This is a genomic window from Bacillus sp. WMMC1349 (assembly GCF_013155385.1).
In the GTDB taxonomy this organism is placed as follows: Bacteria; Bacillota; Bacilli; order Bacillales; family Bacillaceae; genus Bacillus.
This window is the reverse complement of the sequence record NZ_JABJUQ010000007.1, coordinates 1,908,391-1,923,884: the sequence shown is the minus strand read 5'-3', so window position 1 is coordinate 1,923,884 and position 15,494 is coordinate 1,908,391. Positions and strand designations below refer to the sequence as shown.

Annotated in this window: 16 protein-coding genes and 2 pseudogenes; 17 read left to right on the top strand and 1 reads right to left on the bottom strand. The window is 38.3% G+C overall.

The features are described 5' to 3' along the window. Nucleotides 1–11: 11 nt before the first annotated feature. The 4 genes and pseudogenes from pflB to HOO54_RS12205 all read left to right on the top strand — a co-directional run. On the top strand, nt 12–2,237 hold the full coding sequence (pflB, locus tag HOO54_RS12220; protein WP_172295599.1) for a formate C-acetyltransferase: 2,226 nt from the start codon (nt 12–14) through the stop codon (nt 2,235–2,237). A 58-nt stretch (nt 2,238–2,295) separates the two neighbouring features. Beyond that, nucleotides 2,296–3,039 (top strand): pyruvate formate-lyase-activating protein, encoded by a 744-nt coding sequence (gene pflA, locus HOO54_RS12215; RefSeq protein WP_172295597.1) that lies wholly within the window; start codon nt 2,296–2,298, stop codon nt 3,037–3,039. Between the two features lie 109 nt (nt 3,040–3,148). After that, nucleotides 3,149–4,351, top strand: a complete 1,203-nt coding sequence (locus HOO54_RS12210) for a DHH family phosphoesterase (RefSeq protein ID WP_172295595.1) — start codon at nt 3,149–3,151, stop codon at nt 4,349–4,351. Between the two features lie 81 nt (nt 4,352–4,432). Beyond that, a pseudogene (locus tag HOO54_RS12205) lies at nt 4,433–5,563 on the top strand (glycoside hydrolase family 10-like protein); the annotation flags it as partial. 37 nt (nt 5,564–5,600) lie between these two features. Here the strand turns inward: HOO54_RS12205 and HOO54_RS12200 are convergent. Beyond that, a complete protein-coding gene (locus tag HOO54_RS12200; RefSeq protein ID WP_253907668.1) occupies nt 5,601–6,326 on the bottom strand; it encodes an endonuclease/exonuclease/phosphatase family protein in 726 nt (241 codons plus the stop codon). Between the two features lie 251 nt (nt 6,327–6,577). Here HOO54_RS12200 and HOO54_RS12195 point away from each other — a divergent pair, with 251 nt between their 5' ends. The 13 genes and pseudogenes from HOO54_RS12195 to HOO54_RS12145 all read left to right on the top strand — a co-directional run bounded on the left by HOO54_RS12195 (nt 6,578) and on the right by HOO54_RS12145 (nt 15,390). Then, on the top strand, nt 6,578–7,027 hold the full coding sequence (locus HOO54_RS12195; protein ID WP_172295589.1) for a hypothetical protein: 450 nt from the start codon (nt 6,578–6,580) through the stop codon (nt 7,025–7,027). Nucleotides 7,028–7,249: 222 nt separating this feature from the next. Beyond that, nucleotides 7,250–7,708, top strand: coding sequence for a response regulator aspartate phosphatase (locus HOO54_RS24320; RefSeq protein WP_253907667.1), 459 nt, complete (start codon nt 7,250–7,252; stop codon nt 7,706–7,708). 326 nt (nt 7,709–8,034) lie between these two features. After that, complete coding sequence (locus HOO54_RS24315) at nt 8,035–8,361, top strand: hypothetical protein (protein ID WP_253907666.1); 327 nt, start codon at nt 8,035–8,037, stop codon at nt 8,359–8,361. A gap of 341 nt (nt 8,362–8,702) precedes the next feature. After that, on the top strand, nt 8,703–9,182 hold the full coding sequence (locus tag HOO54_RS12185) for a DsrE/DsrF/DrsH-like family protein (RefSeq protein ID WP_172295587.1): 480 nt from the start codon (nt 8,703–8,705) through the stop codon (nt 9,180–9,182). Between the two features lie 116 nt (nt 9,183–9,298). Continuing rightward, nucleotides 9,299–9,565 (top strand): annotated as a pseudogene (locus tag HOO54_RS24310) (rhodanese-like domain-containing protein); the annotation flags it as partial. Further along, on the top strand, nt 9,560–10,747 hold the full coding sequence (locus tag HOO54_RS12180) for an MBL fold metallo-hydrolase (protein ID WP_253907787.1): 1,188 nt from the start codon (nt 9,560–9,562) through the stop codon (nt 10,745–10,747). The pseudogene HOO54_RS24310 and the gene HOO54_RS12180, both read left to right, overlap by 6 nt. 13 nt (nt 10,748–10,760) lie before the next feature. Further along, nucleotides 10,761–10,988, top strand: a complete 228-nt coding sequence (locus HOO54_RS12175; protein ID WP_172295583.1) for a sulfurtransferase TusA family protein — start codon at nt 10,761–10,763, stop codon at nt 10,986–10,988. A gap of 156 nt (nt 10,989–11,144) precedes the next feature. Continuing rightward, complete coding sequence (locus HOO54_RS12170) at nt 11,145–11,405, top strand: metal-sensitive transcriptional regulator (protein WP_172295581.1); 261 nt, start codon at nt 11,145–11,147, stop codon at nt 11,403–11,405. Between the two features lie 182 nt (nt 11,406–11,587). Then, the gene (locus HOO54_RS12165; protein WP_172295579.1) at nt 11,588–11,935 is read left to right on the top strand and encodes an ArsR/SmtB family transcription factor; all 348 of its coding nucleotides are present in this window, start codon (nt 11,588–11,590) and stop codon (nt 11,933–11,935) included. Nucleotides 11,936–11,941: 6 nt separating this feature from the next. Then, nucleotides 11,942–13,240, top strand: coding sequence for an arsenic transporter (locus HOO54_RS12160; RefSeq protein ID WP_172295577.1), 1,299 nt, complete (start codon nt 11,942–11,944; stop codon nt 13,238–13,240). An 18-nt stretch (nt 13,241–13,258) separates the two neighbouring features. Continuing rightward, complete coding sequence (arsC, locus tag HOO54_RS12155; RefSeq protein WP_172295575.1) at nt 13,259–13,693, top strand: arsenate reductase (thioredoxin); 435 nt, start codon at nt 13,259–13,261, stop codon at nt 13,691–13,693. Between the two features lie 508 nt (nt 13,694–14,201). After that, the gene (locus HOO54_RS12150) at nt 14,202–14,852 is read left to right on the top strand and encodes a bifunctional transcriptional activator/DNA repair enzyme AdaA (protein WP_216664767.1); all 651 of its coding nucleotides are present in this window, start codon (nt 14,202–14,204) and stop codon (nt 14,850–14,852) included. Continuing rightward, on the top strand, nt 14,842–15,390 hold the full coding sequence (locus HOO54_RS12145; protein ID WP_172295573.1) for a methylated-DNA--[protein]-cysteine S-methyltransferase: 549 nt from the start codon (nt 14,842–14,844) through the stop codon (nt 15,388–15,390). Before HOO54_RS12150 ends, HOO54_RS12145 begins: the two co-directional genes overlap by 11 nt. Nucleotides 15,391–15,494: the final 104 nt, after the last annotated feature.

Below are 15,494 nucleotides of genomic sequence, written 5' to 3'. Positions count from 1 at the left end.
GGTGGATAAAAATGAAACAATGGAATGATTTTAAAACAAACGTATGGCAAAAAGAGGTAAATGTCCGCGATTTTATTTTAAGCAACTTCCATCCATATGAGGGAGACGAATCATTTTTAGAATCTCCAACCGAATCTACCACAAAATTATGGGACCAAGTAATGGATTTAACGAAAAAGGAAAGGGAAAATGGCGGTGTTCTTGATATGGATACTGAAAACGTTTCCACAATTACATCCCACGATCCTGGGTTTTTGAATAAAGAACTTGAAAAAGTAGTCGGTGTCCAAACAGATGAACCATTCAAACGTTCACTTCAACCTTTTGGCGGAATTCGTATGGCAAAGCAATCCTGTGAGTCTTATGGGTATGAGCTTGATCCAGAAGTCGAAAGAATTTTCACAGAATATCGTAAAACACACAACCAAGGGGTTTTTGATGCATATACGGATGAAATGAGACTTGCTAGAAAAGTTGGGATCATCACAGGTTTACCTGATGCTTACGGCCGTGGACGTATCATTGGTGATTACCGCCGCGTCGCTCTTTATGGTGTAGATTTCTTAATTCAAGAAAAGAAAAAAGACTTAGCTGGTACAACACCGATTATGTCTGAAGAAAACATCCGCCTTCGTGAAGAACTTTCTGAACAAATTCGTGCATTGACTGAATTAAAAACATTAGCTGCAAGCTATGGCTTTGATATTTCAGAACCAGCCAATCATGCTGCTGAAGCATTCCAATGGCTCTATTTCGGATATTTGGCAGCCATTAAAGAACAAAATGGTGCAGCAATGAGCTTAGGCAGAGTGTCCACTTTCTTAGATATTTATATTGAAAGAGATTTACAAAATGGTATATTAACAGAAACAGAAGCACAAGAACTAGTTGACCATTTTATTATGAAACTGCGCCTGGTCAAATTCGCCCGTACACCAGATTACAATGAATTATTTAGCGGTGACCCCACTTGGGTTACAGAATCAATTGGTGGAATGGCACATGATGGACGTCCGCTTGTCACTAAGAACTCTTTCCGGTTCCTGCACACGCTTGATAATCTCGGTCCTGCACCAGAACCGAATTTAACTGTTCTTTGGTCTGTCAGACTTCCACAACACTTTAAAAATTATTGTGCAAAGATGTCTATTAAGACAAGCTCCATCCAGTATGAAAATGATGACATTATGCGTCCTGAATATGGTGATGATTACGGAATCGCATGTTGTGTTTCTGCAATGGAAATCGGTAAACAAATGCAGTTTTTCGGGGCTCGTGCCAATTTAGCAAAAGCGCTGCTTTACGCTATTAATGGTGGAAAAGATGAAAAACACAAGCTTCAAGTCGGTCCGGAAATGACACCTATCACTGCCGATGTATTAGACTATGATGAAGTCATGCAAAAGTTTGATCAAACTATGGAATGGCTGGCCGGTCTGTATATTAATACACTAAACGTGATACATTATATGCATGATAAATATAGTTATGAAAGAATTGAAATGGCCTTGCATGACACTGAAATTATGCGGACGATGGCAACAGGTATTGCTGGATTAAGTGTTGTCGCTGATTCATTAAGCGCTATCAAACATGCAAAAGTGAAAGTCATTCGTGATGAAAATGGTCTTGCCGTTGATTTTGAAACAGAAGGCGATTTCCCTAAATACGGAAATAATGATGATAGAGTTGATCGTATAGCTGTTGATCTTGTTAAGTGTTTTATGAAAAAATTGCGTAAACATCAAACATATCGTCAATCCATTCATACGATGTCGATTTTAACGATAACATCAAATGTTGTATACGGTAAGAAAACAGGCAATACACCTGATGGGCGCCGAGCTGGTGAACCATTTGCGCCAGGTGCAAATCCGATGCATGGACGTGATTCAAAAGGTACACTTGCATCCCTTTCTTCAGTCGCAAAATTGCCTTACAGCTATTCAATGGATGGGATTTCTAACACGTTCTCTATCGTACCAAAAGCGCTAGGAAAAGATGAAGCAAGCAGAGCACAAAATTTAGCTAGCATTCTTGACGGCTATGCTCACAAAGAAGGACATCACTTAAATGTAAACGTGTTTAACAGAGAAACATTGCTTGATGCAATGGATCATCCTGAAAAATATCCGCAATTAACGATTCGTGTGTCAGGCTATGCCGTTAACTTTATTAAGTTGACAAAAGAACAGCAGCTAGATGTCATCAACCGTACGTTCCACGAATCTATGTAATAGATAAAACGGAGCGTTTTCCGACGCTCCGTTTTTAAACAAAGAGGTGCTCACGCTCATGAAAGGAAACATTCATTCTATTGAGACATTCGGTACGGTCGATGGACCGGGTATACGTTATATCATTTTTACACAAGGATGCTTATTGCGTTGCCAATTTTGTCATAATGCTGATACTTGGGAAATCGGAACAGGAAAACAAATGTCTGTTTCAGAAATTGTTGATGATATTCAAACATATCTCCCGTTTTTTCAATCCTCTGGCGGAGGAATCACTGTCAGTGGAGGCGAGCCCCTTTTACAGATCCCATTTTTAATAGAGTTATTTAAAAAATGTAAAAAAACAGGGATTCACACAGCGATTGATTCATCAGGGGGATGTTATTCCAATGCTTCAGCGTTTCAAGAACAAATCAAAGAATTGATTCAGTATACGGATCTTGTATTACTTGATTTAAAGCACATTAACCGAAAAAAACACATGAAACTGACAGGAATGCCAAATGACCATATTTTGGATTTCGCTCGGTTTCTGAGCGATCATCAGGTACCTGTCTGGATTCGTCATGTCTTGGTTCCCACGATCTCAGACATTGATGAAGATTTAGCTGAACTCGGCCAGTTTATTGGAACACTTGCAAATGTTGAGAAGGTCGAGGTGCTTCCTTATCATAAGTTAGGTGTCTACAAATGGGAAGCACTTGGACTCGAATATCCTTTAGCAGGAATCGAGCCTCCTAGCGAAGAACGTGTTGAACATGCTCACAAACTGTTAACCGCTCATTTGAACATTTCTCAATGACAGACTTCTCGAAAAGGGAAGCTGTCTTTTTTTAAGACTTGCATAAACTTGCAGTTTTTTTACAATAGTAAAACAGAGGAAAGACAACAAAATTGAGGTGGACAGTGCCATGTACTATGTATATTCACATAATGATTTAGATGGAGTTGGCTGCGGAATTATCGCAAAAATAGCTTTTGGCGAACAGGTGGACGTTCGCTACAATTCTGTAACAAGTTTAGACATCCAAGTGGAAAGGTTTTTGAGTGCTGTTGAAAATAGACGAAAAACCCAAGAAGGTCTATTTATCACAGATTTATCTGTACATCAAGACAACGAAAAACGGTTGAATGACTATGCAGAGTCAGGCGGCAAAATCAAACTGATTGATCACCATAAAACAGCGCTGCATTTTAATCAGTATCCATGGGGACTCGTCAAAGTAGACTACGAAGATGGACGACTTGCATCAGCCACTTCTCTTTTTTACGAATACTTAATTGAGAACGGCCTACTTACAAAAACGAAGGCATTGGATCAATTTGTCGAGCTTGTTCGGAAATATGATACATGGGAATGGGAACGTACAGAAGATCTTCAGGCAAAACGGTTGAATGATTTGTTTTTTATGGTTTCCATTGATGAATTTGAAGAAAAAATGATTCGCCGTCTAAAAGAAAACGAACAGTTTTCATTTAATGAATTCGAAGAAAAAATTCTCGATATGGAAGAAGAAAAAATTGAACGATACATTCGTCGGAAAAGACGGGAAATCGTTCAAACGTTTATTAATGGACACTGCGTTGGAATTGTCTATGCGGAAAACTATCATTCAGAGGTAGGAAATGAACTTGGTAAAGACAACCCCCACCTTGATTATATCGCAATTTTAAATCCGGGTGGAAAAAAGGTCAGCCTTCGCACGATCCATGACCAAATCGATGTCTCAGAAATCGCCGCCACATTTGGCGGAGGTGGCCATGCGAAGGCATCCGGATGCCCATTAACCAATGAAGTGTTCAAACTTTATGTCTCTGAACCATTTCAGCTTGAACCAGTTAGAACCGATGCTTTTAAAAATATTTATAATTTGAAAGCGTCTGACTCTGGTTCTCTTTATGTAAATAGAGAAGAAGACCGCTTTTATCTTTTTTCTTGTGAAGATGGTTGGAACATCCAGTTAAACGGTGTCACACACCCAGAAACCTTCGACTCATTTGAAGAGGCAGAGTATTTTATTAAACGGCATTATGCGGCATGGTTAGTTCGAGATGAGACATTCATCCAATTCTTAATGAAGCAGGTCAAAGAAATTTTTCATCCCAAAGGCTAAGACACTAATATGTCTTGGTCTTTCTTCATATCATAGTAGAAAAAAGGGGATGGTGTAATGAGCAAAAACAGCCAAATCAAAGAAATGCGCGGAGTCTGGATCGCCACTGTCACAAATTTAGACTGGCCTTCGCAAAAAGGTCTCTCACCCGAACAACAAAAAAAAGAGTACATCAAACTGTTGGATGATGTAGTGGAGATGGGAATGAACGCTGTTGTTGTTCAAATTAAACCAACCGCTGATGCATTTTATCCTTCAGTATATGGACCATGGTCAGAATATTTAACAGGTGTTCAAGGAAAAGACCCTGGTTATGACCCGCTTCAGTTTTTACTTGAAGAAACACATCGTAGAGGCCTTGAATTTCATGCATGGTTTAACTCATTCCGTATCACAATGCACCATACAGATTTAGCAAAACTTTCAAACGATCATCCCGCGAAAAAACACCCTGATTGGGTTGTCGCATATGGCAATCAGCTTTATTACAATCCTGGTATTCCAGAAGTCCAACATTTTATTATCGCAGGAATCGAAGAAGTCGTTAAAAATTATCACATTGATGCCGTACACATGGATGATTACTTTTATCCTTATAAAATCGCTGGCAAAGACTTTCCTGACCTTGATACATTTGCACGATATGGTAAAGACCGTTTTTCAAATATTGCTGATTGGCGAAGAGACAATGTCAGTCAGCTCGTCAAACAAATAGGTGAAATGATCAAGAAAGAAAAACCGTTAGTCAAATTTGGAATTAGCCCATTTGGTGTTTGGCGAAACATAGCTAATGATCCAACCGGTTCAAACACAAAGGCTGGAGTAACAAACTATGATGATCTTTATGCTGACACAAGAGACTGGATTCAAAAGCAATACATTGATTATATCGCACCACAAATCTATTGGAGCATCAATTTTGCGCCCGCATCCTATCATATTTTAGTAGATTGGTGGACAAATGAAGTTAAAGGGCACCCCGTTCATTTATATATTGGACAAGCAGCCTATAAGATTAATAATAATTACGATTCTGCTTGGTCTGATCCTGATGAGTATCCGAGACAGATTGCATTAAACCGCTCAGTGAATGGCTTAGGCAGTATTCATTTTAGCTTAAAGGATTTAAACAAAAATCCGCTTGGAATCAAGGACAAATTAAGAGCTAATATTTACAATACTCCCGCTCTCATTCCTGAAATGCCGTGGCTCAAGTGACTAGTGAAGGACAGCCTGAGGACACCGTCCTTCATAAGATCATAACAGACTTGACTGGTAAATGGTCGGAAGCTTGAGGATTCAAGTTGATCACTTCAGTATGTACTACATGAAGACAAGGACTGGCAAAAATGTAATCTAACCGTTTTCTCGGACGCTGTGACGGGTATGTGAAACCTTGACCAGCTCCAGCCTGATTCCAACTATCGCCAAGCTTCTCAGCCATCCTTGTCCAGCCTCGTGAATTCGGATTCATATTCCAATCTCCCAATACAATGACCGGCTCATCAAGCTGTTTCATTCTTTCAATGATAAAGTCTGTTTGTTTACGGTGGAAAAAAGGATTTAAGCTCAAGTGTGTCACAAAAATGAACAGACGCTTTTCCCCAATTTGCATAACAGTTTCAAGAACAGACCTTCCTTCATGAAACTTTGGACCAAAACTTAATAAGTGGTTCTTTACTGTGATAATTGGAAAACGGGTTAGAAGACCATTTCCGTATTGTCTCTCTGTGGGGGCATCTTTAGAGGGCTTTGATAATGACGGACTAAATGCATGATTCATCTTTAATCGTTCTGCAAGGTAATTGATTTGATCCTGATACCCGCTTCTTTTTGAAAAATGTTTATCGACTTCATTCAGACCGATAATATCAGCATCACTTTTTGCAATAATATCAGCAATTCTCTCAAGATCAAGCCGCTTATCGATGCCTTTCCCGTGGTGAATGTTGAATGTCATGATCGTGATCTTCAATTTAATCCCGCCTGCCTTCATATATTTTTTACTATTTTATCTAAAAGATCATCATTTTATTGGGAAGATGATGAAATCAACTAGTAAAAAAACAGTTGTGGTTGATGCCAGCATGTTCAGTTGAAGTAATTGCCTAACATTTCGGATACTCGGGAGTAGAAATATGCTGTAAAAAAAATAAAACATACAGATATACGTAGTGAACGGATAGTTTTTCTCTCTAAAAAAATCCCCATGAAAGAGGTTGCAAAATGGAGTATTGGCATCTAATGAAAAATCCTACAGGTGAGACTTATCGACATTTCATAAAGGTATTGTGTGATCACTCTGATAAGTTTTACTTTGTGACAATGAAAGAATTCGACTACAATCACGAGGTCCTCGAAAAGTTTCAATCTCATGTGATTGAAACATATAAAACAAACCAATGGGCACAGACAATAACAAGAGGTCCAGCTGTTACTGTGTATGTCATTAAGGCAAATCAAGATACTTGTCAATTGCTACAACAATTATCGAACTCCTTATATGACTGGGTAGCACCATTACCAGAAGACTTAACATTTATAAAAAACAATATTGAATGGTTTACCTGTACGACACATGAAGAGATGGGAGGATTTTTACTTTCTTCTGAGAGTGAAAAGGAGTTACTTGGTCAAATTCAGGGATTTGAGGTTGAAAAAGACGAGGAAGAATAGACATTCTTTAAGTGTAGTCCCAAAAAATAGAGGGGTCAGCCTTTGGCTCTGTTAAGCTCCTCTTAAATATTTCCCTAAACCTAGTGATTCTTATTCAGGTTTATTTCTTTTAAATGTATTTTCAACATCCTATATCATGGTACAATGTTAAATATGTGGAAAAAGGGAGGGGGATAGTTGGAAGATCATTTAGTGATTCCTTACGACTGAGTGGCTGTAAAAATGAACTTTTGGTATAAGCGGATGAAAGAGAATGATCCAGCAGGGGCAGAGGGTGCTAAAAAAGAAGTGGAGAAAGAAATAAAGCAGATGGAAGAAAATCAAGATGCTCTACTCTATTATCAATTATTAGAATTTAGGCACAATATGATGATGTCATATTTGTTTCCTAACTCCGTGGAAGATTTACATATGAAGTATGATCATATTGTAGATTCTATGAATAACAAAAAACTGAATGGGATGCTTGAGTACTATTATTATTTCTTTTCAGGAATGTATTATTTCAGACAGATGGAATTTACCCATTCATTAAGATATTATACACAAGCAGAAAAATGCCTTGATAAGTTAGGGGCAGATGCGATGCTTGAGCAAGCTGAGTTTTATTTTAAAATCGCTGAAGTTTATTATCATATGAAGCAAACACATTTTTCAATGAGCTATGCTGAAAGCATATAGATTATTTAAAGATCAATCCGAAGCGGATGGAAAAAATATTTATGGTGTTCAATTAGTGCGTTGTCAATTCGTAATATTCGGAAACTTATTAGACAGTCATAAATATGACAAAGCCCTACAGAAAGCAGAAAAAGCATTTATATCAGCGAACAAGTTAAGTAAAGAAGAAAAAAACCGTGAACATTTAGTTCGTTCTTCACTGTATAATTTTGCCTTGTGTTATCATAAGATGGAAGAACTCGAAAAATCAGTAATTCTCCTTTGTAAATCTCTAGAAATAACCAGTCCTCAAAATTTTGACTATATGGCTAAGGCATTTCACCTCATTGCTTACAATCAAAGGAAAACAAAAAGACTATATAGGGTCAAGGAATTATTTTAACAAAGCAAAGCATATAGCTGAAAAAGATAACAATAAATTAATCCTAGCCAAATTAAAAATCGTTGAGGGGTTGTTTCTTGAAGATAATTTAAATAAAGTGAGGGAAGCATTCGATTTCTTCAATGAAAAAAACTTTTATGCTGAAAAAGAGCATTACGGTGAATCGGTAGGTGACATTCTGTTCAGCCGATCAGATGCTTGGGGAGCAGCTGAGTTTTATCGGCAAGCAAATGAAGCGAAGCGCCAAATTGAAAGGGGAGAATCTTTATGAAAGAAATGTTTATTTGTGCAATTCTTTTAACGGGTATAGCAGTTGGTGCAATAACAACAATAAGTGATACTCAAAGTGATACCTTCAAAGTTGCTGATCGTGCAGAGACTTGATTTTTATCTCCAATATTAATAACAACCATAAGAAACACTTAATGTATAGTTGTTTTTAAAAACTTTAGGGCTGCCCAAATAATCGGCCGCCTTTTTTCGTTTGATCACTTTGATGATAAGTGATGAACCAAACAAGAACCGTATCCTGTTTTCATAGGAAAAAAACATTGACATACCCCTATATGTATATTAATATACCCGTATAGGTATGAAAGAGAGGGTGAAAAGATGCCAGACCAAAAAACCAATATCATCTTGTTTAGCGGTGATTATGATAAAGCGATGGCAGCATTTATCATTGCAAATGGAGCGGCTGCATATGACCATGAAGTAACGATCTTTTTTACATTTTGGGGACTGAACACCTTAAAAAAAGAAAATATTAAAACACCAATTGCAAAACGAGCTATTGAAAAAATGTTTGGTTGGATGATGCCAAAAAGTGCTGATCATCTACCATTATCAAAAATGAATATGCTTGGTTTAGGTCCAAAGATGATTAAACACGTCATAAAGAAGCACCATGCCCTATCATTGCCGCAATTAATCGAACTGGCGAACGAGCAGGGAGTTAAGCTGATGGCATGTACAATGACAATGGATTTATTGGGTATTAAACAAGAAGAGTTGATCGACGGTACTGAATTTGGCGGTGTCGCAGCGTATTTAGGCGAAGCTTCTGAGGGACAGATTAACTTATTTATTTAAGCTATTTTTATACCCTTACACGTATTTGTATTATAAAAAAGGAGGGAGATATTTTGAAACATTTTTTCAGGAAAAATCGAGAAACAACAAAACAAATTACAGATGATGTGCCAGTCATGGCGCTACAAACGTTTGAAGCGAAAGTAGAACAGGGCGAAATATTGAATATTATTGATGTACGCGAGATTGACGAATATGAAGATCGTCATATCCCACATGCAGTAAATATTCCTTTAAGCGAAATAAAGGAGAGATTGGATGAACTGAATAAAGATGATGAAATATATGTGATCTGTCATTCAGGGAAGCGAAGTGGAATGGCAACACAATTATTGGCGAATCACGGATTTACTAAGTTAATGAATGTAGTACCTGGTATGGGGGAATGGACAGGGAAAACAGCATCCAAACAAACCAATGTACCAACAGCATGTCAAGCCATAACATCTACTGAGCTAACGAAAAAAATCATCAATAAAAAATCTCTTTTTATTTTAGATGTACGCAATTCAAACGATTATTCTAAGTGGAAAATTGAAGGAGAAGGCATTGAAATGATCAATGTCCCTTACTATGACATGTTAGATGGTGTCGACTCTATATTAGGAGAACTTCCGAAAGATCAAGAGATTATCGTTGTATGCGCTAAAGAAGGTTCTTCAATTGTTCTCGCAGATATGCTTGCGCAAAAAGGTGTTACTAACCTTTATTACTTAAAAGGCGGGATGATCGCATGGAGTGAACATCTTGAACCGGTTAAAATCGGTGACTTACAAAACGGAGGAGAAATCTTCCAATTCATCCGAATTGGAAAAGGGTGTCTATCATACTATGTCGAATCAGCTAAAGAGTCGGTTGTCATTGATCCAATCAGAACAACCAAAGTTTTTGAACAGTTTGCCAAACAAAGAGGGGCCAAAATCGTCGCAACAATTGATACTCATTTACATGCTGACCATATTTCCGGTGGACGCATGTTGGCGGAACGTACAGGAGCAGCTTATTACATTCCGGAAAGAGATGCTAGTGAGATTACATTTGCCTATCACAAACTAGAGGAAGGCGATGATATCACAATTGGATGTTCAAAAGTTGAACCTATCTCTTCGCCTGGGCATACAAGCGGTAGTACGTCTTTGATCATTGACGGGCAATTTCTTATGACAGGAGATAGCTTATTCATTGAATCAATTGGTCGCCCAGATCTAGCTGGAAAAGCGGAAGAACTAGCTGGTGATCTTAGAACAACTCTATATCAACGTTATCAACAGCTTTCTGGAGAAATGATTGTTCTACCAGCACACTTCGGTACTATTTCAGAACTTGGAAAACGTGGCGAAGTAGCCAAACGTTTAGAAGATTTATTTACATGGAATACCGGTCTCAACATCCAAGATGAACAAGAATTTCAGAAAATAGTTACTGAAAATCTACCACCACAACCTAATCATTATCAAGAGATTCGGCTAATCAACCAAGGAAAAATCACACCTTCTTTTGATGAACAAATAGAGATGGAAATTGGGCCGAATCGCTGCGCTGTTGCAGGCCCAGAAAACATATGACGGAGGGATACACATGAAATCAACAACTCAATTAGATGCCAAAGGTTTAGCATGCCCAATGCCAATCATTAAAACAAAAAAAGCAATGGATGAACTGAATAGCGGGGAGATTCTCGAAATTCACACAACTGATAAAGGCTCAAAAAGTGATTTAACGGCTTGGGCCAAATCAGCTGGGCATGAATTAGTCAAACATACAGAAGAAAACGGGATCTTCAAATTTTGGATTCAAAAACAGTAATTTTCCCCTGATGGGCGGCGTTTTAAACGTCGCCTTTATCTTATTCGTACAATAGACTAGGAATCTTATTAAGAACTACTTAAAGGAGTATGTGTATACGAGATTTCTGTGTATAATAGATAAAATAAGCGAAATATTGTAGTGGGAGTGTTCGTTATGGAATATAATGATCAAATCATCAAACGTTTAAAACGAGTTGAAGGACAAGTTGGCGGAGTCATCAGGATGATGAATGAAGAAAAAAACTGCAAAGATGTCATTTCACAGCTTTCTGCAGTTAGAAGTGCTGTTGATAAAACGATCGCTGTCATCGTAGCGACAAACCTGGAAAAATGTCTGACAGAAGAAATTGCTTCAGGCAAAGACACAAGAAAAATGGTTGAAGAAGCGGTCAACCTTTTAGTAAAAAGCCGTTAGTTGAAGAATTTAGCCCCTTAAAATAGGGGTTTTTTTATTTCTTTTGATACTCGGATTATTTTTATCAATTCAAGGAAAGATAATACAGATGTGATTTTTAATAATCAGTTGATTATATAAGCAACTGATTATATAATGAATTTACTGAACAGACTTCAAATAGGAGGAAGGGAAGGCATGATATGATCATCCAAACGAAACTTGATATAGCATGTACAGTGAATTGTATGAAGCTTTTATGTGATTCAACTAGATTACTTATGTTGAAGTTGCTTCAACAAAAACCTTATTGTGTTTGCCAACTTGTCAACATGTTTGAAACGAGTCAACCTGCGATAAGCCAGCATTTACGGAAATTGAAAAAAGCGAACCTGATCAAGGAAGAACGTAAAGAACAATGGCGGTTTTATTCACTCAACGATGATTTTCCAGAGCGTGAATTAGTGCTCACGATTCTCAATCAAATCGATGACCATGACCACCTTTTTCAAGTCATTAAACAAAAAGAAAAACCAGTTTTATGCAAGTAAGGAGGAATGGCTATGACGATATTAGCCATTAGCATCTTTCTAATGACGCTGACACTTGTCATTTGGCAACCAAAACAATTATCAATTGGCTGGTCAGCCTGTGGCGGAGCTGTTTTAGCATTAATTGTCGGAGTTGTTGATATAGAGGATGTCTTGGATGTAACAGGGATCGTCTGGAATGCAACGTTTGCCTTTATTGCGATTATTATTATTTCCCTGATTCTTGATGCAATTGGCTTTTTCGAATGGGCTGCCTTGCATATGGCCAAGGCGGCCAAAGGAAACGGCACTCTGATGTTTGTCTATGTATCTTTGTTAGGGGCGATCGTTGCGGCATTCTTCGCTAATGACGGAGCTGCTTTAATCTTAACACCGATTGTTCTTGCCATGGTACGTGCCTTAAACTTTAAAGAAAAACTAGTTTTTCCGTTTATTATCGCAAGTGGTTTTATTGCTGACACTACATCACTCCCGCTTGTAGTGAGCAACCTAGTCAATATTGTGTCCGCAGATTTCTTTAAGATTGGCTTTATCGAATATGCAACAAGAATGATGATCCCTAACTTGTTTTCACTATTTGCAAGCATTATCGTTCTTTATCTATATTTCAGAAAAAACATCCCACGGCATTATGACATGACAGATGTCAAACAACCGAGTGAGGCGATCAAAGACAAAAAGATATTTCACTTATCATGGTTGATCTTAGCTATTCTATTAGCAGGTTATTTCATTAGTGAGCTGTTTGCTATCCCAGTCTCAATCATTGCTGGTATAATCGCGATTTTTTTCTTGTTTGCTGCACAAAAAAGTCCGGTTGTTCATACAAAGGCAGTCTTAAAAGGAGCACCTTGGGCGGTCGTCTTCTTTTCGATTGGGATGTATGTCGTTGTATATGGATTGAAAAATGTGGGGTTAACAGATGTATTGGCAAAAGTGATTCAAGCTACAGCTGATCAAGGTCTTTTTGTTGCGACAATTGGTATGGGCTTTATTGCAGCTATTTTGTCATCTGTTATGAATAATATGCCGACTGTGATGATTGATGCGCTTGCCATTCAAAGCACAGATACCGATGGGCTTATCAGGGAGACATTGATTTACGCCAATGTGATCGGTTCTGATCTCGGTCCAAAAATTACACCGATCGGTTCACTGGCAACACTTCTCTGGCTTCACGTTCTTTCCTTGAAAGGTGTGAAGATTTCTTGGGGAACTTATTTTAAAACCGGCATTATCTTGACAATTCCAACACTTTTTATCACACTAATCGGGCTTTATATCTGGCTTCTCATCATTCATTAAAAAAGGAGACGATCACCAATGACGAAAAAAACAATTTACTTTTTATGCACAGGTAACTCTTGCCGCAGCCAAATGGCTGAAGGCTGGGCGAAAAAACATCTAGGGAACAAGTGGAATGTCTACAGCGCAGGAATTGAAGCACACGGCTTAAATCCAAATGCCGTTAAAGCTATGAAAGAGGCAGGTATTGATATTTCTGAACAAACGTCTGATATCATTGATCAAAATATCTTAAACAATGCTGACCTTGTCATTACATTATGCGGAGACGCAGCAGACAAATGTCCTGTAACACCAGCGAGCGTGAAACGCGAACATTGGGGCTTCGATGATCCGGCAAAAGCCGAAGGAACAGAAGCAGAGAAATGGGCATTTTTTCAGCGAGTACGGGATGAAATCGGTGACCGAATTAAGCGTTTTGCAGAAACAAAGGAAATGGCAGAGGGAAAATGAAAAGCGAATACATCAGACGTTGACCAGATTGCCAGTATACATGTGGCTAGCTGGAAATCGACTAATTAATCACTAAGAAAGCAATGTTGCAGGAAGACAATGATAGCAACATTGCCGGCTTTGGCTCAACCTGTTTCGCAATATATCTGCTGTCACACGATCAAATAAAAGGAATCAGTTCACAAACGAAATTGTAAAAAGCTTTCTTAGGCAAAATGGTCTAGGTGTGCTTATCGAGTCTTTGTAACCGACTGGACGAATACGAGGAAAATCCTCCAATAATCGAAAGACCTCCACAACACATGGAGGTCTTTATTATATAGGAATGATTATCCCCTTGTCCTCTAGCAGTTATATCGACAATCCTCCAAGTGTATATTTGTGACGAGTTGAATTTCATAACAACTCGTCATTATAATTTCGTTATCTTGCTGTTACATTTCAAAATGCTTACAATATCTTGTTTTCAGGATTTCGAGGTTTATACTGAAGCTAGAGGTGATTCAAAATGACATACGATTGGAAAACAAACACGAACCAAACTAACCAACAACCAGACTCTGACAAGCCAATTCTATTTGTTCCTGTTACTGATGAACAATGGCAGGCTATTGTCAATAATAATGCTTCTTATGATGGACAATTTTTTTATGCAGTGAAAACAACAGGGATTTTTTGTCGCCCCTCTTGTAAATCAAGAGTACCCAAAAGAGAAAATATTGGCTTTTTTGAAAATGCTGATCAAGCTTTAGCGGCACATTATCGTCCCTGCAAGCGGTGCAAGCCAACCTGGAAAAGATTTCCCGATGAGGAGTGGATTGCTTTCATAACTGAATTTGTGGATAGCCACTACGATGAAAAGTTGACGCTTGAAGTCCTTGCGCTTCTGAGTCATGGAACCCCTTATCACTTACATAGAACGTTTAAAAAAATCAAAGGTATGACCCCGGTGGACTACATCCAGCATGTTCGAATGGAAAAGGCGAAAATGTTATTGACTACTTTTGATGACCCAGTTTCTGAAGTTGGTGAGTCTGTCGGACTTTCTAATACATCATATTTTATCACGCTGTTTAAGAGGAAAACCGGACAAACGCCGGAAGCTTACCGTAAACAGCAAAGACAACATTTGAAGGAGGCGTTTTCAAATGGCAACTAAAAAAAGCAGTGCTCTCTATTGGTCCTTGTTTTCTTATGAAAACTGGAAAATGCACATCGCTGCAACAAAAAATGGCTTATGTTTTGTCGGATCGCAAAATCAGCCATTCGATGAATTGTTGAAATGGAAAAATTATTACTTGCCTGGAAACGACCTGATTCAAGATGACGAAAAATTGCAACCCATTGCAGATGAGCTTGTTCGTTATTTTCAAGGCAAGCTCAATCGGTTCACCATTCCAATCTTTTATCATGGCACACCTTTTCAGGAAGCCGTATGGAAGGCACTATGTGATATTTCATACGGTCAAACTCGATCCTACTCGGATATTGCTCAACAAATTCTAAAACCTACTGCGGTTAGGGCTGTTGGCAGGGCGATTGGAACAAATCCAGTCCTCATTACTGTTCCATGTCATCGTGTTATCGGCAAAAATGGTTCGCTGACGGGCTATCGTGGCGGAATGGAAATGAAAGCACAACTGCTGGAACTTGAACGAGGCTTCACAAACACTGGAAAGGAGTTACAATATGTCTGATCAGCATATAGCATCTTTAAATTAGCGAATATCGGTCTCCCTATACCTTGTGAACACTTTAAGCAAGACGGGTGAATTTAATAAAGTCTTGTTACACCATATTT